This window comes from Bacillus sp. F56 (assembly GCF_001748205.1).
GTDB lineage: Bacteria > Bacillota > Bacilli > Bacillales > Bacillaceae > Bacillus > Bacillus stercoris.
Map to the genome: position 1 here is coordinate 40,944 of NZ_BDFC01000006.1, position 20,782 is coordinate 61,725.

At 43.0% G+C, this 20,782-nt stretch carries 24 protein-coding genes and 1 riboswitch; of the genes, 21 read left to right on the plus strand and 3 right to left on the minus strand.

Features of this window, described 5'->3' with window-relative positions; translation table 11 throughout:
* The first annotated feature begins 89 nt into the window (after window positions 1–89).
* Window positions 90–1,409 (plus strand): diaminopimelate decarboxylase, encoded by a 1,320-nt coding sequence (lysA, locus tag BFW96_RS08545; protein ID WP_069839437.1) that lies wholly within the window; start codon window positions 90–92, stop codon window positions 1,407–1,409.
* Window positions 1,410–1,437: 28 nt separating this feature from the next.
* On the opposite strand, the gene BFW96_RS08550 is transcribed toward lysA, so the two are convergent.
* Window positions 1,438–2,310: a DUF1002 domain-containing protein gene (locus BFW96_RS08550; RefSeq protein ID WP_069839189.1), complete on the minus strand. Its 873-nt coding sequence runs from the start codon at window positions 2,308–2,310 to the stop codon at window positions 1,438–1,440.
* Between the two features lie 257 nt (window positions 2,311–2,567).
* On the opposite strand from BFW96_RS08550, the gene BFW96_RS08555 reads away from it, so the two are divergent.
* On the plus strand, window positions 2,568–2,999 hold the full coding sequence (locus BFW96_RS08555) for a peptidylprolyl isomerase (RefSeq protein ID WP_003223931.1): 432 nt from the start codon (window positions 2,568–2,570) through the stop codon (window positions 2,997–2,999).
* Between the two features lie 136 nt (window positions 3,000–3,135).
* Here the strand turns inward: BFW96_RS08555 and BFW96_RS08560 are convergent, their stop codons facing one another.
* A complete protein-coding gene (locus tag BFW96_RS08560; protein WP_014664471.1) occupies window positions 3,136–3,348 on the minus strand; it encodes a spore germination protein in 213 nt (70 codons plus the stop codon).
* 626 nt (window positions 3,349–3,974) lie between these two features.
* On the opposite strand from BFW96_RS08560, the gene BFW96_RS08565 reads away from it, so the two are divergent.
* The 9 genes from BFW96_RS08565 (at window position 3,975) to ribT (ending at window position 11,407) form a co-directional block, all read left to right on the plus strand.
* Window positions 3,975–5,282: a VTT domain-containing protein gene (locus BFW96_RS08565; RefSeq protein WP_069839190.1), complete on the plus strand. Its 1,308-nt coding sequence runs from the start codon at window positions 3,975–3,977 to the stop codon at window positions 5,280–5,282.
* 117 nt (window positions 5,283–5,399) lie between these two features.
* Window positions 5,400–5,606, plus strand: a complete 207-nt coding sequence (locus BFW96_RS08570; protein WP_003230483.1) for a zinc ribbon domain-containing protein — start codon at window positions 5,400–5,402, stop codon at window positions 5,604–5,606.
* Between the two features lie 333 nt (window positions 5,607–5,939).
* Window positions 5,940–6,494: a signal peptidase I sipS gene (sipS, locus tag BFW96_RS08575; RefSeq protein ID WP_069839191.1), complete on the plus strand. Its 555-nt coding sequence runs from the start codon at window positions 5,940–5,942 to the stop codon at window positions 6,492–6,494.
* Between the two features lie 232 nt (window positions 6,495–6,726).
* Complete coding sequence (locus tag BFW96_RS08580; RefSeq protein ID WP_014664466.1) at window positions 6,727–7,071, plus strand: hypothetical protein; 345 nt, start codon at window positions 6,727–6,729, stop codon at window positions 7,069–7,071.
* 121 nt (window positions 7,072–7,192) lie between these two features.
* Window positions 7,193–7,337: riboswitch (FMN riboswitch) on the plus strand.
* 130 nt (window positions 7,338–7,467) lie between these two features.
* Window positions 7,468–8,553, plus strand: coding sequence for a bifunctional diaminohydroxyphosphoribosylaminopyrimidine deaminase/5-amino-6-(5-phosphoribosylamino)uracil reductase RibD (gene ribD / locus BFW96_RS08585; protein WP_069149807.1), 1,086 nt, complete (start codon window positions 7,468–7,470; stop codon window positions 8,551–8,553).
* 10 nt (window positions 8,554–8,563) lie between these two features.
* Window positions 8,564–9,211 carry a riboflavin synthase subunit alpha gene (gene ribE / locus BFW96_RS08590; RefSeq protein ID WP_014664463.1) on the plus strand — a complete coding sequence of 216 codons (648 nt, stop codon included), beginning with the start codon at window positions 8,564–8,566 and terminating at the stop codon, window positions 9,209–9,211.
* A 14-nt stretch (window positions 9,212–9,225) separates the two neighbouring features.
* Window positions 9,226–10,422 carry a bifunctional 3,4-dihydroxy-2-butanone-4-phosphate synthase/GTP cyclohydrolase II gene (locus BFW96_RS08595; protein WP_069839192.1) on the plus strand — a complete coding sequence of 399 codons (1,197 nt, stop codon included), beginning with the start codon at window positions 9,226–9,228 and terminating at the stop codon, window positions 10,420–10,422.
* Window positions 10,423–10,454: 32 nt separating this feature from the next.
* On the plus strand, window positions 10,455–10,919 hold the full coding sequence (ribH, locus tag BFW96_RS08600; RefSeq protein ID WP_003223915.1) for a 6,7-dimethyl-8-ribityllumazine synthase: 465 nt from the start codon (window positions 10,455–10,457) through the stop codon (window positions 10,917–10,919).
* Between the two features lie 113 nt (window positions 10,920–11,032).
* The gene (gene ribT / locus BFW96_RS08605) at window positions 11,033–11,407 is read left to right on the plus strand and encodes a GNAT family N-acetyltransferase RibT (protein WP_014664461.1); all 375 of its coding nucleotides are present in this window, start codon (window positions 11,033–11,035) and stop codon (window positions 11,405–11,407) included.
* A gap of 13 nt (window positions 11,408–11,420) precedes the next feature.
* On the opposite strand, the gene BFW96_RS08610 is transcribed toward ribT, so the two are convergent.
* On the minus strand, window positions 11,421–11,945 hold the full coding sequence (locus tag BFW96_RS08610; protein WP_069839193.1) for a DUF309 domain-containing protein: 525 nt from the start codon (window positions 11,943–11,945) through the stop codon (window positions 11,421–11,423).
* 213 nt (window positions 11,946–12,158) lie between these two features.
* Between BFW96_RS08610 and scpA the strand changes: the two genes are divergently transcribed.
* The 10 genes from scpA to resC all read left to right on the plus strand — a co-directional run bounded on the left by scpA (window position 12,159) and on the right by resC (window position 20,760).
* A complete protein-coding gene (gene scpA / locus BFW96_RS08615) occupies window positions 12,159–12,914 on the plus strand; it encodes a segregation/condensation protein A (protein ID WP_014664459.1) in 756 nt (251 codons plus the stop codon).
* Entirely contained in the window at window positions 12,904–13,497 is a 594-nt protein-coding gene (scpB, locus tag BFW96_RS08620) for an SMC-Scp complex subunit ScpB (protein WP_014664458.1), read from the plus strand. The genes scpA and scpB overlap by 11 nt, the downstream gene beginning before the upstream one ends.
* A 54-nt stretch (window positions 13,498–13,551) precedes the next feature.
* Window positions 13,552–14,091, plus strand: a complete 540-nt coding sequence (locus BFW96_RS08625; RefSeq protein ID WP_014477219.1) for a YpuI family protein — start codon at window positions 13,552–13,554, stop codon at window positions 14,089–14,091.
* A gap of 122 nt (window positions 14,092–14,213) precedes the next feature.
* Window positions 14,214–15,362, plus strand: coding sequence for a D-alanyl-D-alanine carboxypeptidase DacB (dacB, locus tag BFW96_RS08630; protein ID WP_069839194.1), 1,149 nt, complete (start codon window positions 14,214–14,216; stop codon window positions 15,360–15,362).
* Window positions 15,350–15,940, plus strand: coding sequence for a spore maturation protein SpmA (spmA, locus tag BFW96_RS08635; protein ID WP_014664456.1), 591 nt, complete (start codon window positions 15,350–15,352; stop codon window positions 15,938–15,940). Before dacB ends, spmA begins: the two co-directional genes overlap by 13 nt.
* A 4-nt stretch (window positions 15,941–15,944) precedes the next feature.
* Window positions 15,945–16,481 carry a spore maturation protein SpmB gene (gene spmB, locus BFW96_RS08640; RefSeq protein WP_003223896.1) on the plus strand — a complete coding sequence of 179 codons (537 nt, stop codon included), beginning with the start codon at window positions 15,945–15,947 and terminating at the stop codon, window positions 16,479–16,481.
* Window positions 16,482–16,571: 90 nt separating this feature from the next.
* Entirely contained in the window at window positions 16,572–17,306 is a 735-nt protein-coding gene (gene rluB / locus BFW96_RS08645) for a 23S rRNA pseudouridine(2605) synthase RluB (RefSeq protein WP_014664454.1), read from the plus strand.
* A 94-nt stretch (window positions 17,307–17,400) separates the two neighbouring features.
* On the plus strand, window positions 17,401–17,940 hold the full coding sequence (gene resA, locus BFW96_RS08650) for a thiol-disulfide oxidoreductase ResA (protein WP_014664452.1): 540 nt from the start codon (window positions 17,401–17,403) through the stop codon (window positions 17,938–17,940).
* The gene (gene resB / locus BFW96_RS08655; protein ID WP_069839195.1) at window positions 17,937–19,565 is read left to right on the plus strand and encodes a cytochrome c biogenesis protein ResB; all 1,629 of its coding nucleotides are present in this window, start codon (window positions 17,937–17,939) and stop codon (window positions 19,563–19,565) included. Before resA ends, resB begins: the two co-directional genes overlap by 4 nt.
* 19 nt (window positions 19,566–19,584) lie before the next feature.
* Window positions 19,585–20,760 carry a cytochrome c biogenesis protein ResC gene (resC, locus tag BFW96_RS08660; protein WP_014664450.1) on the plus strand — a complete coding sequence of 392 codons (1,176 nt, stop codon included), beginning with the start codon at window positions 19,585–19,587 and terminating at the stop codon, window positions 20,758–20,760.
* Window positions 20,761–20,782 lie beyond the last annotated feature (22 nt).

A 20,782-nucleotide genomic window follows, 5' to 3' on the forward strand; every position in this document is an offset into this window, starting at 1 on the left:
TGAAGAGTATGATAATGTATGTCTTAATTATGAAGGGACAGTCCATAAAACTGTCCTTTCATCCATAAGCGGAGAAAGAGGGAATGACATTGTTCTTACACGGCACAAGCAGACAAAATCAACATGGTCATTTAGAAATCGGAGGTGTGGATGCTCTCTATTTATCGGAGAAATATGGTACACCTCTTTACGTATATGATGTGGCTTTAATACGTGAGCGTGCTAAAAGCTTTAAGCAGGCTTTTATTTCCGCAGGGCTGAAAGCACAGGTGGCATATGCGAGCAAAGCATTCTCATCAGTTGCAATGATTCAGCTCGCTGAGGAAGAGGGACTTTCTTTAGATGTCGTATCCGGAGGAGAGCTTTATACGGCTGTTGCGGCAGGCTTTCCGGCAGAACGCATTCACTTTCATGGAAACAATAAAAGCAGGGAAGAACTGCGGATGGCGCTTGAGCACCGTATCGGCTGCATTGTGGTGGATAATTTCTATGAAATCGCGCTACTTGAAGACCTATGTAAAGAAACGGGACACTCCATCGATGTTCTGCTTCGGATCACGCCTGGAGTAGAAGCGCATACGCATGACTACATTACGACGGGACAAGAAGATTCAAAGTTTGGTTTCGATCTTCATAACGGACAAACTGAACGGGCGATTGAACAAGTATTACAATCGGAACACATTCAGCTGCTGGGTGTCCATTGCCATATCGGATCGCAAATTTTTGATACGGCCGGTTTTGTGTTAGCAGCGGAAAAAATCTTCAAAAAACTAGACGAGTGGAGAGATTCATACTCATTTGTATCCAAGGTGTTGAATCTAGGAGGAGGTTTCGGCATCCGTTATACGGAAGAGGATGAACCGCTTCACGCCACTGAATACGTCGAAAAAATTATCGAAGCTGTGAAAGAAAATGCTTCCCGTTACGGTTTTGATATCCCGGAAATTTGGATCGAACCGGGCCGTTCTCTCGTAGGAGACGCAGGCACAACCCTTTATACGGTTGGCTCACAAAAAGAAGTGCCGGGTGTCCGCCAGTATGTGGCAGTAGACGGAGGCATGAACGACAATATTCGTCCTGCGCTTTACCAAGCTAAATATGAAGCTGCGACAGCCAATCGGATCGGAGAAGCGCATGACAAAACGGTATCGATTGCTGGAAAGTGCTGTGAAAGCGGAGATATGCTGATTTGGGATATTGACCTGCCGGAAGTTAAAGAAGGCGATCTTCTTGCCGTTTTTTGTACAGGCGCTTACGGATACAGCATGGCCAACAATTATAACCGTATTCCGAGACCTGCCGTCGTATTTGTCGAAAACGGTGAGGCTCATTTAGTCGTGAAGCGAGAAACATACGAAGATATTGTAAAACTTGATCTGCCATTTAAAACGAGTGTAAAGCAATAAAAAAAGCGCCGATTCTTCGGCGCTTTTTTTATTTGAAGATAGATACAATCGCATTCCAGATAGATACGAAGAAATCAATGACTTTCTGGATGAAGTTTTTGCCTTCATCTGATTCTATGAATTTCGTAATCTTATCTTTCGCTTTATCAAGCTGGTCACTGACCTGTCCCCAGTTAATGTCAGCGTTTTTCATCTTATTGAATAGGGAGACAAGCTGATTCTTTTGGCTGTCTGTAAGTGTGACGTTTAAATCAGAAGCTGCGTCGTCCACTTGTTTTTCGATGTCAGCTTTATTGTCAGGCACCCCGTTTTTAGCAAACTCTTCTTTGATTTTTGCAATCAGGGCTGCCGCATTTTCGTTACCGATTTTGTCTCCAAGCTCTGATGTCGTGACAAGCTCTTGGTTGGCGACTTGCTTAACATCCTCCGAGATCGCTTCGTCGGAAGAAACCTCATACGCCTTAATCAATCCAGTTAAAGCCGCAGTCCCGGATACTTCAAACGGCGCTGTAACATACACCTTTGCATCTTTAACACCGGCTGTCATCAGCGCATTCAGGTACATTTCATCTGTAATGCCGCTGATATTATGTGTCTCAACATTCAGTCCAGAGCCTTTTTTGGCAATCGTTATGGACGATGAAGAAATCGCTCTTGATCCGATTTGCGCGTTCGATATATATTTTCCTAAATATTCATGTTCTTCCTTATTGGTCACGGTTACCGTTGTGGCATTATCAGGGACATTCATTTCATCAAGCACTTTTTGTTTGTCGGATTCTGACAAATCAGCACCAAGTGTTACAATGACATCTCCAACTGCGGCATCCGCGAGACTGACCTTCGGAACCATCAGCAGCAAAACGGCCGCTGCCAGCATTCCAATCCAAATTTTCTTCAAAGCAGTTTGACCTCCTTCAACTTCACAAGCAGCTGGCTAGAGCTGCTTTGTGAGGACCTGAATCATAATGAAAATACAGTTCCGTTAGGTTAGACGGAGATAAAGAGATTCAGGTTTCATTTTTATTTTTTAGTAAAGCCGGGAGATTCGTTTTCCCCCGAAAGGTGTGGTATAATAGCCGCGACAAGGAGAGACAGGCTATAACCTATCATACATAATCTCCTTTGAAAATTAAAATAAAGAAAGTAGGCATACAATTGAAAACAGGTTACTTTTTATTAGAAGACGGCAACAAAATTGAATTTGAACTTTACCCTGAAGCTGCACCGGGTACTGTCGCAAACTTTGAAAAGCTTGCGAACGAAGGCTTTTATGACGGCCTTACATTCCACCGAGTGATTCCTGGCTTCGTCAGCCAAGGCGGATGCCCGCACGGAACTGGTACTGGCGGTCCAGGATACACAATCAAATGTGAAACAGAAGGAAACCCGCATACACATGAGGCGGGCGCACTTTCTATGGCACATGCCGGAAAAGACACTGGCGGCAGCCAATTTTTCATCGTTCATGAGCCACAGCCTCATTTGAACGGTGTTCACACTGTATTCGGTAAAGTAACAAGCGGATTAGAATTCGCGAAAAACATGTCTAACGGCGATGTCATGAAAGAAGTTCGCGTAGAAGGCTAATCGGCAGGCAAAAGGCTTCCTCTTAGAGAGGAAGCTTTTTTGTTGGCCAAATGGTCAATAAAAAACCGCCGAATGCTGATGGCGGTTGGTAAACCAGGTGTTAAGGAAGGAGTTTCTCAATCCCTAAATAAATGCATTAAAAAGTTTTGGTGACGTTCTGATCAGTAAACTGATGATTAATCATTTTAGCCTTGCTTACGAAGTTATTTTCAAAAACAATACCTGTGTTTAAACCTCCGGAACCAAACACAGATTTGGACAAAGTTAATGGCCTGATCATAAAAGCGCCGCCTACGTTAACTACGCCGTTGCCGGAAATGTTGTTTATATTAATAGGATAATCAATCATACCATCTAATCTCCTTTCATATTATTCTACTTTTTATATGTATTAGTGCTAGAGTCAATAAGCATAAACTTATTGGTAAAAATATTTAAATGAAGCCTCTTTTTTTCGGTTTTTGAAAAATGTGCATAAAAAAGAGCTTCTTTAAAGCTTCCCGAAACCCAAGTATTTGTCTGTGCTTTTATTCTCTCTGAAAATGGCGGCTTTTTTTCTAGATAATGCTAAGATTAACTTCTGGTTGACTACAAATAGATATACATTACAAGCGGTTCTTCAAATAACCAGTGAGGACGCATGCTGTAGCCGTGATGTTCCTTTCTTGTAAGAGAACGGTTTCTCCTAAATTTAATAAACTGCTATGATGACCCTCAAATGAAAACATGGGGGAGATAAGGTAGTCACTCCCTTAACCGTATATGTTAGATTTTTCAAACCAAACAAACACCTGACTTGGACGTTGACCAGAACCGCCCTTGGCAAACAATCTGCATCAATATGTATGGACAAGGATAGGTTGCGTTTTTTTATCCAGATAAGATCCCGTCGGAACTACTGAAAATAAAATTGAGCTGATTATACAAAAGTGGATTGGGAATGATAAAAGGACAAAAAAGGTTAAGGAGAAACACATGCAAGTTTTGACGGGGTTACTTGAACAGCATGGATATGCCGTCTTGTTTATTGTGTTAATGTTAGAGCTTATCGCTTTACCTGGACCTGGAGAGTTTCTGATGGGCTATGCGGGTGTTCTCGTGTTTCAAGATAAGTTAAACTGGGCGCTAAGCATGTTAGCGGCAGGATTGGGAAGCTGTGCGGGAGTGAGCATTTCGTATTGGATCGGGTATAGACTGGGCCCTGCCATTTATAAATATGGAGAACGGATTCATTTTGGAAAGGACAGGATGGAAAAAACATCACGCTGGCTTGCACATTACGGAAACAAATTATTTCTTATTGCTTACTTTATACCAGGTGTGCGCCATGTCGCCGGCTATGCTGCAGGCATTACTCATATCCGATTTAGACAGTATGCCATCTATGCGTATTGTGGTGCATTTCTTTGGACCGGCACATTCATTTCACTTGGAAAGTTACTCGGACCGGACTGGGAACAGTTTCATGCCGCAATCAAAAAGTATGTATTGATCGTGAGTTTGTTTGCTGCTATTCTGATCTTGCTTTTCTACCTGGTCAAGACGCAAAAAAGCAAGATCAGAGAGTTGATCATAGCGGGATTGGTGAAGGGGGCAAGACAATTTCACACCCTTCGCCGTTTAAGGCTTCTGATCGTGTTCACAGCTTTATTGTTTTTGATGTTTGTGCTGTTAATGGGAAGCTTGGTTGAAAATTATATCAATAATGAATTTAAGCCGTTTGATACGATCGTTACACTTGTTGTGACAGTTCTTTTTAACTCACAGTGGCAGTATTGGATGGCAGTATTCGGGGTTTTTGCGTCGAGAGATGTTCTATTAGCCGTTATTGTTGTAACTTTTCTTTGGACAGTATTCAAAGGGCAAGACCGGAAAATCGAACTCTCTTTCTTATTTTTCCTAGTCATTGGCGGAGAGCTTTATGAAGAGGGAATCAGGCGGCTCTTTCATTCCCTTCATCCTGTCCATGCTCCTTTGGAAAGTCACGTCTTATACCCGTTTCCAAGCGAACAGACGTTAACGGCATTTGTCATTTTTGGTTTTTGCGCTTATCTCTTTGTGCGTCATTCTCACAAAGCTCGTCTGCAAACTGTTACATTTTTATCGTTGCTTGTCGTTTTGTTCCTCATCGGGCTAAGCCGTGTGTACTTTCATGAACAGTATCCTAGTGATGTTGTTGGGGGCTACGCCTTCGGCGGTGTTTGGCTCAGTTTGAATGTTTTCGTCATGGAGCTCTTCCGTTTCTCCAGAAGATTTAGCAAGCTGAGAAACGAACCCGATTAGTATGTAGGGCGGGTGATTAAAATTAAGAAAACTTTAAAGTTGTACGATTCATTGAGATTGGTATTTTGTAGTAAAATAAATCAAAACAAACGTGATGTATGAAAAGGGGTTCTATATATGGACAACAAAGGCTGTATAAAATGCGGCAGCACTGAAGCCGGACAAAAAGAAATAGCCACAACCGGCACGGGTTTATCAAAGCTGTTTGACGTGCAGCATAACCGATTTCTAGTGGTTTACTGTAAGAACTGCGGATATTCAGAGTTTTATAATAAAGAGTCTTCAACTGCCGGGAATATATTGGATTTATTTTTTGGAGGCTGACAATGTTTTTCGAGCTTCACTGATTTAAACATATCATGAAAGCAAAACGGATGCCTGTTATGTCACCTGTGAAATAAGCTGCCCGTAACCTCTGTCCCTGTGCAGGATAAGGATGCTGGCGTTGATGCCGCCCAGGTTATGTTGAACTATGAAGTTGAAGTTCAATTTCTCAAGCGACATTTGAGGAAGGCCTGGTTGTGATCGACAAGAAAAAATAGGCATGAAGAAGATGAAGATTAACAGTTTGTAAAATCACTTCAATGGTCCTAATGGGATTTCTTTTCGATTCGTGATAACATAAATTGAAGACCGTTGTTTATTGGAGGAAATCAGTTGAAATCAGAAAATGTTTCGAAGAAAAAATCCATTTTAGAATGGGTTAAAGCAATTGTGATAGCTGTCATTCTTGCTTTGCTCATCCGCAACTTTATTTTTGCGCCGTATGTCGTTGATGGTGACTCTATGTATCCTACACTTCACAACCGTGAAAGGGTCTTTGTCAATATGACAGTCAAATACATCGGCGAGTTTGATAGAGGAGACATCGTTGTGTTAAACGGAGATGATGTTCACTACGTCAAACGCATTATCGGCCTTCCCGGCGATACAGTTGAGATGAAAAATGACCAGCTCTATATCAACGGGAAAAAGGTGGACGAACCTTATTTGGCAGCTAATAAAAAGAGAGCGAAACAGGATGGTTTTGACCATTTGACCGATGATTTCGGCCCGGTTAAAGTGCCTGATAACAAGTATTTTGTGATGGGTGACAACCGTCGAAATTCCATGGACAGCCGTAACGGACTTGGCCTCTTCACGAAAAAACAAATTGCGGGCACGTCAAAGTTTGTTTTCTACCCGTTTAACGAAATTCGCAAAACAAATTAGAGTCAAGCAGACCCATTGGGGCTGCTTTTTTTATATCTTTTTCACGGTTATCCCCCAAAACCAGAACATAAATTCGTATATCTATAGAAAAGAAATTTTTGCAGAAATGTGAAACATATTCCCGTTATGCATCGTTATATTAATAATTTACGAGAATTAACGGTTTTTTATTCATGAAAAAAAGGAATAACTCATATGAATGAATAGATTCATATTGGCTGGAGGTTTAGATATGGGAAGAATAAAAACCAAGATTACCATTCTGTTAGTGCTTTTGCTTTTACTTGCAGGCGGTTATATGTACATAAATGATGTTGAGCTGAAGGATGTCCCGACAGCAATCGGACAAACCTTGTCCTCGGAAGAAGAGGAATACACCATCCAAGAATATAAAGTAACGGCAATCGACGGCTCAGAGTATCATGGAGTAGCAGAAAACGGAACGAAAATCATCTTCAACGGAAAAAAATTAAATCAGGATTTATCTGATATAAAAGAAGGTGACAAGATTAAGGCGTACTTCAGCAAATCAAAGCGGATCGATGGATTAATCAAGGTTGCAAAAGTGAATGATTAACAAAACATCACCTTTCAGATCGAAGGGTGATGTTTTTGTTTTTCTCAAATTGTAAGTTTATTTCATTGCGTACTTTTAGAAGGATCGCTATAATAGCCAATAAGGACAAATGAATAAAGATTGTATCCTTCGGGGCAGGGTGGAAATCCCGACCGGCGGTAGTAAAGCGAATTCGCTTTAGAGCCCGTGACCCGTGTGCATAAGCACGCGGTGGATTCAGTTTAAGCTGAAGCCGACAGTGAAAGTCTGGATGGGAGAAGGATGATGAGCCGCTATGCAAAAAGTTTAAAAATGCATAGTGTTATTTCCTATTGCGTAAAATACCTAAAGCCCCGGATTTTTCATAAATTCGGGGCTTTTTTTGACGGTAAATAACAAAAGAGGGGAGGTAAACAAATGGAAGAGTATTATATGAAGCTGGCATTAGATCTTGCGAAGCAGGGCGAAGGACAGACCGAATCAAATCCGCTCGTCGGCGCTGTTGTCGTAAAGGACGGACAAGTTGTCGGAATGGGCGCCCATTTAAAATATGGGGAAGCTCATGCAGAAGTTCATGCTATCCATATGGCTGGAGCACATGCAGAGGGGGCCGACATTTACGTTACACTCGAACCATGCAGCCATTACGGAAAAACACCGCCATGTGCAGAATTGATTATCAATTCTGGCATCAAAAGAGTGTTCGTGGCGATGAGAGATCCTAACCCGCTTGTGGCTGGAAGAGGGATCAGCATGATGAAAGAAGCCGGCATTGAGGTAAGTGAAGGCATCCTGCCAGACCAGGCGGAGAAGCTGAATGAAAAATTTCTGCACTTTATGAGGACAGGCCTTCCGTACGTCACACTAAAAGCGGCCGCAAGCCTTGATGGCAAGATAGCTACCAGCACGGGTGACAGCAAATGGATCACATCAGAGGCTGCAAGACAGGATGCTCAGCAATACAGGAAAACACACCAAAGCATTCTAGTCGGAGTTGGGACGGTGAAAGCCGACAATCCGAGCTTAACTTGCAGACTGCCGAATGTAACAAAACAGCCGGTTCGGGTTATACTTGATACCGTACTCTCGATTCCTGAGGACGCTAAAGTGATTTGCGATCAATTAGCGCCGACATGGATTTTTACAACGGCACGCGCAGACGAGGAAAAGAAAAAACGGCTTTCCGCTTTCGGAGTGAACATATTTACACTGGAAACCGAGCGCATTCAAGTACCCGATGTTTTGAAAATCCTATCGGAAGAAGGCATCATGTCGGTGTATGTGGAAGGCGGTTCAGCTGTTCACGGAAGCTTTGTCAAAGAAGGCTGTTTTCAAGAAATCATCTTCTATTTTGCCCCTAAACTAATCGGAGGAACGCTTGCTCCCAGCTTAATCTCCGGTGAAGGTTTTCAATCAATGAAAGATGTCCCCTTATTACAATTCACTGATATAACCCAAATCGGCCGTGATATCAAACTGACGGCCAAACCGACAAACGAGTAGGATGGTGACCATGTTTACAGGAATTATCGAAGAAACAGGCACAATCGAGTCCATGAAAAAAGCAGGGCATTCAATGGCCTTAACAATTACATGCTCAAAGATTTTAGAGGATGTTCATCTTGGCGACAGCATTGCAGTGAATGGTATTTGTCTGACTGTCACTGATTTTACAAAAAATCAATTCACAGTGGATGTTATGCCTGAAACAGTCAAAGCTACGTCACTGAATGATTTATCAAAAGGAAGCAAAGTAAATCTGGAAAGAGCGATGGCGGCAAACGGCCGTTTCGGAGGCCATTTCGTCTCAGGCCATGTCGACGGAACTGCGGAAATCACACGAATTGAAGAGAAAAGCAACGCAGTTTACTATGATTTAAAAATGGACCCGTCTTTAACCAAAACATTGGTTTTAAAGGGATCAATTACCGTGGATGGCGTGAGCTTAACCATTTTCGGCCTGACAGAAGACACAGTGACGATTTCTTTAATACCGCATACGATCAGCGAAACGATCTTTTCAGAAAAAACGATCGGCTCTAAAGTGAATATCGAATGCGATATGATCGGAAAATATATGTATCGATTTTTGCATAAAGCCAATGAAAATAAGACCCAACAAACCATTACAAAAGCCTTCTTAAGCGAAAACGGCTTTTAGAGAGGAAGATTTGCATGTTTCATCCGATAGAAGAAGCACTTCACGCTTTAAAAAAAGGTGAAGTCATCATCGTTGTAGATGATGAAGACAGAGAAAATGAAGGAGACTTTGTGGCTCTAGCCGAGCATGCAACGCCGGAAGTGATTAACTTTATGGCGACACACGGAAGAGGGCTGATCTGCACGCCTCTCAGTGAGGAAATTGCAGACAGGCTTGATCTTCACCCTATGGTTGAGCATAATACAGATTCTCACCATACTGCCTTTACCGTAAGCATAGACCATCGAGAAACGACAACAGGTATCAGCGCTCAAGAAAGATCATTTACTGTTCAAGCTTTGCTGGACAGCAAATCCGTGCCATCTGATTTTCAGCGTCCGGGGCACATTTTTCCTCTGATTGCGAAAAAAGGAGGTGTCCTGAAAAGAGCGGGCCACACAGAAGCTGCTGTTGATCTTGCTGAAGCCTGCGGATCTCAAGGAGCCGGCGTCATTTGTGAAATTATGAATGAAGACGGAACGATGGCGAGAGTGCCTGAGCTCATTGAAATTGCGAAAAAGCATCAGCTAAAAATGATCACGATTAAAGATTTGATTCAATACCGTTACAATCTGACAACACTAGTCGAGCGTGAAGTTGACATTACGCTGCCTACTGATTTTGGCACATTCAAGGTTTACGGATACACAAATGAGGTAGATGGAAAAGAGCATGTCGCATTTGTGATGGGGGATGTGCCGTTCGGAGAAGAACCGGTATTGGTCCGGGTGCATTCAGAATGTCTCACAGGTGATGTGTTTGGGTCTCATCGCTGTGACTGCGGTCCGCAGCTTCACGCCGCGCTGACCCAAATTGCCGCAGAAGGCCGCGGAGTGCTTCTGTATTTGCGCCAAGAAGGACGAGGCATCGGTTTAATCAATAAATTAAAAGCTTATAAGCTTCAGGAACAAGGCTATGACACCGTCGAAGCCAATGAGGCGCTTGGATTCCTGCCGGATCTTCGCAACTATGGCATCGGTGCACAAATTTTACGCGACCTCGGTGTGCGGAATATGAAGCTTTTGACGAATAATCCGCGGAAAATCGCAGGCCTAGAAGGCTACGGACTCAGTATTTCAGAAAGAGTGCCGCTTCAAATGGAGGCGAAAGAGCACAATAAAAAATATTTGCAAACCAAAATGAACAAGCTGGGTCATTTACTTCATTTCTAATCACAAATATCACAAAAAAGGATGGGAATCATATGAATATCATACAAGGAAATTTAGTTGGTACAGGTCTTAAAATCGGAATCGTAGTAGGAAGATTTAATGATTTTATTACGAGCAAGCTGCTGAGCGGTGCAGAAGATGCGTTGCTCAGACACGGCGTAGACACAAATGATATTGATGTGGCTTGGGTTCCAGGCGCATTTGAAATACCGTTTGCTGCGAAAAAAATGGCGGAAACAAAAAAATATGACGCTATTATCACACTAGGCACTGTCATCAGAGGCGCGACGACTCATTATGATTATGTCTGCAATGAAGCTGCAAAAGGCATCGCGCAAGCCGCAAACACTACTGGAGTTCCTGTCATCTTTGGAATTGTGACAACTGAAAACATCGAACAGGCTATCGAGCGTGCCGGCACAAAAGCGGGCAACAAAGGTGTAGATTGTGCTGTTTCTGCCATAGAAATGGCAAATTTAAACCGCTCATTTGAATAATTTGCTGAAAACAGTTTAAAAATATGGCGAAAATGATATAATGTGAGAAAACGGATCACCTATTCGTATCCGTTTAATAGCAGACTGGACATTTTGGATATAGAGGGGTTTTTATGTTAATTCGTTATAAAAAATCGTTTGAAAAGATTGCGATGGGACTTCTTTCGTTTATGCCGAATGAAAAAGACCTTAAGCAGCTTCAGCAGACAATTAAGGACTACGAAACGGATACAGACCGCCAGCTCTTTCTTTGGAAAGAGGACGAGGATATCGTCGGAGCAATCGGAGTCGAAAAAAAGGATTCTGAGGTAGAGATCCGGCATATCAGTGTGAATCCTTCTCATCGCCATCAAGGAATCGGAAAACAGATGATGGATGCTTTAAAGCATTTATTCAAAACGCAAGTGCTGGTTCCAAATGAATTAACGCAGAGCTTTTTCGAACGTTGTCAAGATCAGCAGGATCAAGACATTTCATACAATAATTAAGCAGAGGCCGTGATCAGCCTCTGCTTTTTTTTCTGCGTTCTATTTCTTTTTCACGTTCGCGGATGACGTCAGTTCGATCCCGCAAACGGTGTTTGTCGATAAGAAATGTGTCGCTAAGTGTGCTGGGCTGCCCCCATGTATACTTTTTATTCTTGCATTCGTTCCGGCAAGCTTCCTTTAATTTCTCATCTTTGATCGGCAGCATAATGCTTTTATAGGCAGATCCGGTTTCGATTTGTTCATAAACCGTTTGCATAAGCTCTAGCAAACGCCCATGATCGAGCCCTAAGTCTTCGACTGCCTGGTGTTCTGCTTGAAGAATCCGGATGCTGTTCGCCATCAGTCTTTTGGCCCCGGCTGTATTCTGCCTTCTGTGATGATATAAAGCGACTGCAAGCTGAATAAAGCCGACCCAATAGCGTTTTCGTTTCTTTGGCGGATCTTCCTTCCAATATTCTTCTAATATTTCATGGCATTCAAAATAATCCCGTGTCGCGTGAAACTCAACGAGATAATCTATATAAGCTTTTGGATACAAGGTGCTTCCTCCTTTAATGTCTTTTAGTGTAACACAGGAAGGATAAAAGGAAAAAAGAACGCTCAGCCAACGCATTTCGCGTTTTGAATATTCTGTACAAATTGCTTCAAAACAGGAAATGAAATAGTATTGGACGAGAGCTTTTTGGTGGCTTATACTAAAGGGTAGCCAGTTTATACGGCAATGAGAGTGATACTTGAAAATGGTGAGATGATGGAAGAATATCAAGTGAAAATTGATACGTTTGAGGGCCCATTGGACCTGCTGCTTCATTTAATCAATCGTCTTGAAATTGACATATATGATATACCTGTGGCGAAGATCACTGAACAATATTTATTATATGTACATACAATGCGCGTGCTTGAGCTCGATATTGCCAGCGAGTATTTGGTTATGGCCGCCACGCTGCTCAGCATTAAAAGCAGAATGCTGCTTCCGAAGCAAGAGGAGGAGCTTTTTGAAGATGAATTACTTGAAGAAGAGGATCCGCGTGAGGAACTGATTGAAAAGCTGATTGAGTATAGAAAATATAAAGATGCGGCGAAGGATTTAAAAGAACGGGAAGAAGAAAGACAAAAATCGTTCACGAAACCGCCGAGTGATTTGAGTGAATATGCAAAAGAAATAAAACAGTCTGAGCAAAAGCTCTCTGTTACGGTCTATGATATGATCGGGGCTTTTCAAAAAGTGCTGAAACGCAAAAAAATAAACAGGCCGATGGAAACGACGATTACCAGACAAGACATACCAATCGAAGACAGAATGAACGAAATCGTGCACAGCCTGAAATCAAGAGGAACGAGAATCAACTTTATGGACCTGTTTCCATATGAGCAAAAAGAACATTTAGTAGTGACCTTTCTAGCCGTTCTCGAGCTGATGAAAAATCAGCTGGTTCTCATTGAACAGGAGCAAAATTTTTCAGATATTTACATTACGGGGAGTGAATCCATTCATGGGGCTTGATATCGTGAATTGGAAAGCTATAGTGGAAGCCCTTCTTTATGCGGCAGGCGATGAAGGGCTCACAAAAAAGCAGCTGTTAACAGTGCTTGAAATCGAAGAGCCTGAGCTGAACACCATCATGGCGGAAGTGGCGGACGAATACCGCGGGGATACAAGAGGCATTGAACTGATTGAGTATGCAGATACGTACATGCTCTCTACCAAAAAAGACTTTGCACCTTACTTGAAAAAACTGATTGAAGTGCCGTCCAAGGGCCTTTCTCAAGCATCTTTAGAAGTGCTGGCTATTGTTTCATACAAACAGCCAATTACGAGAGCAGAAATTGAAGAAATCAGAGGAGTAAAATCAGAGCGGATTTTACACAGTCTCGTCGCGAAGGCGTTATTGTGTGAAGTGGGACGTGCTGACGGTCCGGGACGTGCCATTTTATACGGTACAACGCCGACTTTTCTTGAACAATTCGGTCTAAAAACACTGGACGAGCTTCCGCCGCTGCCTGAAAATGCGGAAGAAGACGTTCTTCAAGAAGAAGCAGATTTATTTTTTGAAAACTTTAACCAAACCTTCGAAGATATAAAATAGAAGTTTAATGAATCGCGCTTTTTCATCATCATAAGATATAAGGAAGAAGCTATCATGAAAGAAGCAAAATGTGAGAGACAAAGACATGAGGGGAAGATACCAAACGAAATGGGACATTCGATTGTGCGAGCGCAGACTCAAAAAACAGGCGAATTCTTATCAATGGTTGTCAATACCGTGAACGATTACCTAAATCAAACGACGCTGGAATCCTTACAGGCTGAATTGCCTATTGAAAAAGGATACTGCTGTGATGTGCTGAGCACTTTGAGAAGAATGGCAGTATTTTGTGAAGGAGGCGCAGAAGCGTGCCGCCGTCTCCTGATGCAGGAGCCTTTTCAGGAAGCCAGAGCGGAAAAAACACTTTATAATGTGTATCACCAATGCATTGAAGAGTTCTTTATGCCGAAAAAAGACACGTGGTGTGAAAACAGCCGGGCGTCTTATACCGGGGTCAGCGCAATTGAGTTTTATCATGCTGTTCCTGCGTCGCTTGAGCAATTACTATTGCCGTTGAGCGCAGCCTTTCTGAAGATGAGGGAAGAGCTGGCTCATTACGAAGCGTCCGGATCAAGCATGGCGCCAATCAGATAACGTTTACTCTCCCTTTTTAAGGGAGAGTTTTTTTATGTTTGCTTCCAGAAATAGAATTGTTATTCATAACTGATGGACATGCGCATAAACTTGTACAAACCACCACAAGGACGTGAGCAAACATGCGCATTTTCAAAAAAGCAGCATTCGTGATTATGATTTCTTTTCTGATTGCCACTGTAAATGTGAATACAGCACATGCAGCTATAGATGTCAGTGCAAAAAGCGCGATCATTATCGACGGAGCGTCAGGCAGAGTATTATTTGCTAAGGATGAGCATCAAAAAAGGCGTATTGCCAGCATCACAAAAATTATGACCGCCGTCCTCGCTATCGAATCCGGCAAAATGGATCAAACGGTGACGGTTTCGGCAAATGCTGTCAGAACAGAAGGCTCCGCCATTTATTTAACAGAAGGTCAAAAAGTGAAATTAAAAGATCTTGTGTATGGCCTGATGCTAAGATCAGGAAACGACGCCGCTGTCGCGATTGCTGAGCATGTCGGTGGGAGCCTCGATGGGTTTGTTTATATGATGAATCAAAAAGCCGAGCAGCTTGGTATGGAGAACACCCGTTTTCAAAACCCGCACGGATTGGACGACCATGAAAATCATTATTCAACAGCCTATGACATGGCCATTTTAACTAAATATGCTATGAAGCTGAAAGACTATCAAAAGATTTCAGGCACAAAAATATATAAAGCGGAAACGATGGAAAGCGTATGGAAAAACAAAAATAAACTGCTTACCATGCTTTATCCATACAGCACAGGAGGAAAAACAGGCTATACAAAACTTGCAAAACGGACACTGGTTTCAACGGCTTCAAAGGATGGCATTAACCTGATAGCCGTCACCATTAATGACCCTGATGATTGGGATGACCATATGAAAATGTTTAATTATGTGTTTGATCACTATCAAACCTATTTAATTGCAAAAAAAGGGGACATTCCAAAGCTGAAAGGCACATTTTATGAATCGAAGGCTTTTATCAAACGAGATATCACCTATTTGCTGAACGAAGAGGAAAAAGAAGATGTGAAAATTAATACCACGCTGCTCAAGCCAAAAAAAGCATGGGAAAAAGACGCCTCAAAAATTCCTGACATCGTAGGGCACATGGAGATCATGTTCAACAATGAAACCATCGCAAAAGTGCCAATCTATTATGAAAATGAACGTCATCAAAAACCGAAGAAACAATTTTTTGAAACGTTTAAGTCAATCTTTCTGAATGCGGCAGGCGGAGCAAAATGGTCAATATAATTTGGGTCAGTTTAACTGTGATCGGACTTGTTTTTGCGATGTGCAACGGAACTCTGCAAGATGTAAATGAAGCCGTGTTTAAGGGTGCGAAAGAAGCCGTTACGATCTCATTTGGATTGATGAGCGTGCTTGTTTTCTGGCTTGGCTTAATGAAAATAGCTGAGCAGTCAGGGCTTTTGGATATTTTCAGCCGGATGTGCAGGCCTTTTATATCTAAACTGTTCCCTGATATACCGCCGGACCACCCGGCGATGGGCTACATTTTATCTAATCTTATGGCGAATTTCTTCGGCCTCGGAAATGCAGCAACTCCGCTTGGCATTAAAGCAATGGAGCAAATGAAAAAGCTGAATGGAGACCGATCGGAAGCAAGCCGGTCGATGATTACGTTTTTAGCTGTTAATACGTCCTGCATCACTCTCATTCCGACAACGGTGATCGCTGTCCGGATGGCTTATTCCTCCAAAACACCGACAGATATCGTCGGACCAAGCATTTTGGCAACGCTCATTTCCGGAATCGGCGCTATTATCATTGACCGGTATTTTTATTATCGCCGCAAAAAGAAGGGGAGGTAAGCGGATGGAAATCATCAACTGGCTGTCTTTAGCGATGATTCCGATCATTATTGCCGGCATACTTCTTTATGGGACAATCAAAAAGGTTCCCACATATGAATCGTTTGTCGAAGGAGGCAAAGAGGGGATAGAAATCGCCTTCTCCATTATCCCCTATTTAGTCGGAATGCTTGTCGCGATAACTGTTTTCCGATCATCAGGCGCGCTTGATTTTATAATGGATCTTTTAAAACCGGTTTTCTCCGCTATCGGCATCCCTGCTGAGGTGGTACCGCTTGCTCTGATCCGCCCGATCTCCGGTACGGCCGCACTCGGAATGACGACCGATTTAATCGCAGTATACGGGCCCGATTCCTTTATCGGCAGGCTGGCTTCCGTCATGCAGGGATCTACAGATACAACGCTTTACGTACTGACAGTGTATTTTGGTGCAGTCGGTATTAAAAAAATGGGTGATGCATTAAAGGTGGGACTTCTTGCTGATTTAATCGGCGTAGTTGCATCAATCATCATCGTTACGTTATTATTTGGGAGCGCCTGAAAACGGCGTTTTCTTAGATTTGGTATAGGGATTTGAAAAAGCTTGTTTGTTATGGTTGAAAAAAGTAAGATAATACTTGAGGTGAAAGACATGGAAAGACTGCAAAAAGTAATTGCTCATGCCGGAGTTGCGTCGCGCAGAAAGGCAGAAGAGCTGATTAAAGAAGGAAAAGTAAAGGTGAACGGCAAAGTAGTAACAGAGCTTGGTGTTAAGGTCACCGGTTCTGATCAGATTGAGGTAAACGGGTTAAAGGTTGAACGCGAAGAGCCGGTTTACTTTCTCTTATATAAACCGAGAGGCGTTATTTCTGCAGCGCAAGATGATAAAGGACGAAAAGTGGTGACGGACTTTTTTAAAAATATTCCGCAGCGCATTTATCCGATTGGGCGTCTGGATTATGATACGAGCGGTCTTTTGCTTTTAACCAATGACGGCGAATTCGCCAATAAGCTGATGCACCCTAAGTATGAAATAGACAAAACATACGTGGCGAAGGTAAAAGGAATCCCGCCTAAAGAGCTGCTCAGAAAGTTAGAGCGCGGAATTAGGCTGGAAGAAGGCAAAACAGCGCCTGCTAAAGCGAAGCTATTGTCTTTGGATAAGAAAAAGCAGACAAGCATTATTCAGCTGACGATCCATGAGGGACGCAACAGACAGGTGCGCCGCATGTTTGAAGCGATTGGACATGAGGTAATCAAGCTGAAGCGTGAGGAATACGCGTTTTTAAACCTGCGAGGCCTGCACACGGGAGATGCCAGAGAACTTACGCCTCATGAAGTAAAAAGACTCAGAGCGCTGGCGGAGCACGGTAAAAACGCTTTCTAAATTTCACATAACCTTCAAAAAGTAAGAAATGTGAAATGAACTTGCAATGATATAATTGAATGGATCTGCAATAGGGGGAAGGGGGCAGTGGACAATGAAGAAAAAAAGGCGATTATTCATTCGGACCGGCATCCTTCTCGTTTTAATATGCGCACTTGGCTATACCATTTACAACGCTGTATTTGCCGACAAAGAGAGTATATCCGAAGGGTCCGACGCACCGAATTTTGTCCTTGAGGATACGAATGGGAAACGTATCGAGCTCAGTGACTTAAAAGGGAAAGGTGTTTTTTTGAATTTCTGGGGTACATGGTGTGAACCATGCAAAAAAGAATTTCCTTATATGGCAAACCAATATAAGCATTTTAAAGACCAAGGTGTTGAAATTGTCGCTGTAAATGTTGGGGAGTCAAAGATAGCAGTACATAATTTTATGAAATCCTACGGAGTCAATTTCCCGGTTGTTCTGGATACAGATCGCCAAGTGCTTGATGCCTACGACGTATCTCCGCTTCCGACAACCTTTTTGATCAATCCGGAAGGAAAAGTTGTCAAGGTGGTGACCGGCACTATGACAGAAAGCATGATACACGATTATATGAATCTCATAAAACCCGGAGAAGCTTCGGGATGAAGCAAGTCAAATGTGAATGCGGACATATAAACCCGGTCGGAACCGTTTTATGTGAATCATGCGGAAGGGCTCTCCAGGAAACCCAGCCTCCGCTCGCTGATATGAGATATGACGGAAGCGCAAGACGTTCGCAAACCTATAACAAAACAATTATCGATAAAATTTGGAATTTCTTTTCTTCGGTTAAAGTGGGAATATGGCTTATTGTCATAACCCTTGCTGCATCAGCGTTCGGCACCATTTTTCCCCAGGAAGCCTATCTGCCTCCGGGCGCACAGGCCGAGACTTATTACAAGGAGCAGTACGGCGTGTTTGGCCAGCTTTATTATTTGCTCGGGTTTCATCATTTATATGGTTCTTGGTGGTATTTGCTGCTCATTGCCTCGATCGGCATTTCGCTCGTGATTTGCAGCCTTGACCGTGTCATTCCGTTGTACAGAGCATTAAAAAACCAGGGCATCAGAAGGAACCCAGCTTTTTTAAGAAGACAGCGCTTGTTCAGTGAAACGGCTACTGTACTGACCGAAGAAGCAAAAGAAAAGATAGTTGCCCTATTAAAGAAAAAACATTATAGAATCAGAGAAAAAGAGGGCAGCATTCTTGCTGAAAAAGGGCGTTTTTCCCGCTGGGGCCCGTATGTCAACCACATTGGATTGATCATCTTTCTGATTGGTGCGATGCTGAGATTTGTGCCAGGCATGTACGTCGATGAGACGCTTTGGGTCAGAGAAGGCGAAACCGCAGCAATTCCGGGTACAGACGGGAAATACTACTTGAAAAACAATCAATTCAGCGTAGAGACCTATAACAGCAAAACGGAAAAAAAGGTATTTGCAGATGCCATTGACAGAGTCGGGGACGGGAGGGTGGCAAAGAACTTTCAAACCGATGCCGTTCTCTACAAGAGAGAAGGAAAAATTGTTTATGGCGAGAAGCCGAAGCTGAAAAAAGTAACAGAAGAAGACATCCGTGTCAATCAGCCGCTGCGCTTTGATTCTTTTTCCGTTTACCAGGTGGACTATAAAGAAAATCAGCTTGACCAAATGGTGTTCCAGCTGATTGATAAAAAAACAAAAAAATCTTTTGGAAGCCTGAAGATTAACCTCCTGGATCCAGATTCGGTCTATGATCTTGGCAACGGTTACAAAGTGGAAATCGCCAGCTACCTGCCAGACTTCTATTTTAATCAGGACGGAGAACCAAGCACGAAAACAAAGATCCCTAACAACCCGGCTTTTGTCTTTAATATCATAACGCCGGATAAACCAAAGGGTGAAAAGAGCTTTGTCGCCATCCAAGAAACCATCGAAGGATCAGGCAGCAATAAATACAAGCTGAAATTTGACCATGTCGAAACGAAAAACATTACTGGACTTACAGTCAGAAAGGATCTGACACTCTGGGTGCTTGCTGTCGGCGGAGCCATTTTTATGATCGGTGTCATTCAAGGTATGTACTGGCAGCATCGAAGAATCTGGCTGCACTCACAGGACGGCGCAGTCATGGTGGCGGGGCATACCAATAAAAACTGGTTTGGCCTGAAGAAGGATATAGCATTTATATTGGATGATTCCGGACTGACTGAACCGGCGGACCAAAAAGAATTAATCAAAACACAGAAATAGGCGAAAAGGGAGTGATGTCATGGCAGAGCTGAGCGGAAATTTTCTTTATGCGGCCTTTCTTGTGTATTTAATCGCTGTCCCGATTTTCGGCGGGGCCATACGAGGAAATAAAGATAAAAAGGGCAGGCAAAACCGATGGGCCAACATTGGAATCACCCTTTCTGTTGTTGGGTTTATTTGCCACCTTGGGTATTTCATCACAAGGTGGGCTGCCAGCGGCCATGCGCCGGTCAGCAATATGTTTGAATTCACCACCGCTTTTGGCATGATGCTTGTTTTGGCGTTTATTATTCTTTATTTTATTTATAGATTGCCTTCATTAGGCCTGTTTACGCTGTCAATCGCTTTATTGCTGATTGCCTACGCCAGCATGTTTCCGACAGATATCTCGCCTTTAATTCCTTCGCTCCAAAGCAATTGGCTGTATATTCACGTAACAACGGCCGCGCTTGGGCAAGCTATACTTGCCATCAGCTTTGTCGCTGGTGTCATCTTTCTTTTAAAGCATGTAGACCAGACAAAACCAAGCAAAAAAACCTTCTGGCTTGAAGCGATTATGTTTATCCTGGTCACAACCGTCGCCTTTATTGCGATTACATCAGCATTTCGTCTTGCGGGCTATGAAGCGGAGTTTAACTGGGTGGATAAAAATAAAGAGAAAAGCGTGATGGTGTACGAAATGCCTGCGCTTGTCGGTCCGCATCAGGGAGAGCTTTTGACCGAGGGGAGAATGGAACCGCTTGTTGATCTTCCCGCGCTTTTCTCAGGAAGAAAAGTGAACACTGTCATTTGGTCATTTGGAGCAGGTCTTGTGTTGTATGGGGCTCTTCGTCTGATCATCAGAAAAAGAATCAGCGCTCTTTTACATCCGCTTGTGAAAAACGTCAATCTTGATCTGGTGGATGAGGTTGGGTACAGGGCCGTATCAATCGGGTTTCCGGTATTTACGCTCGGCGCACTGATCTTTGCGATGATTTGGGCTCAGCTCGCGTGGACGAGATTTTGGGGCTGGGACCCTAAGGAAGTATGGGCGCTGATCACGTTTTTGTTTTATGCGGCTTACTTGCATTTAAGACTGTCAAGAGGCTGGCACGGTGAGAAGTCAGCATGGCTGGCCGTAATCGGTTTTGCTATTATTATGTTTAATTTAATATTCGTAAATCTAGTGCTTGCCGGACTTCATTCTTATGCATAGTCCTTTGAAAGCGACACAGTTC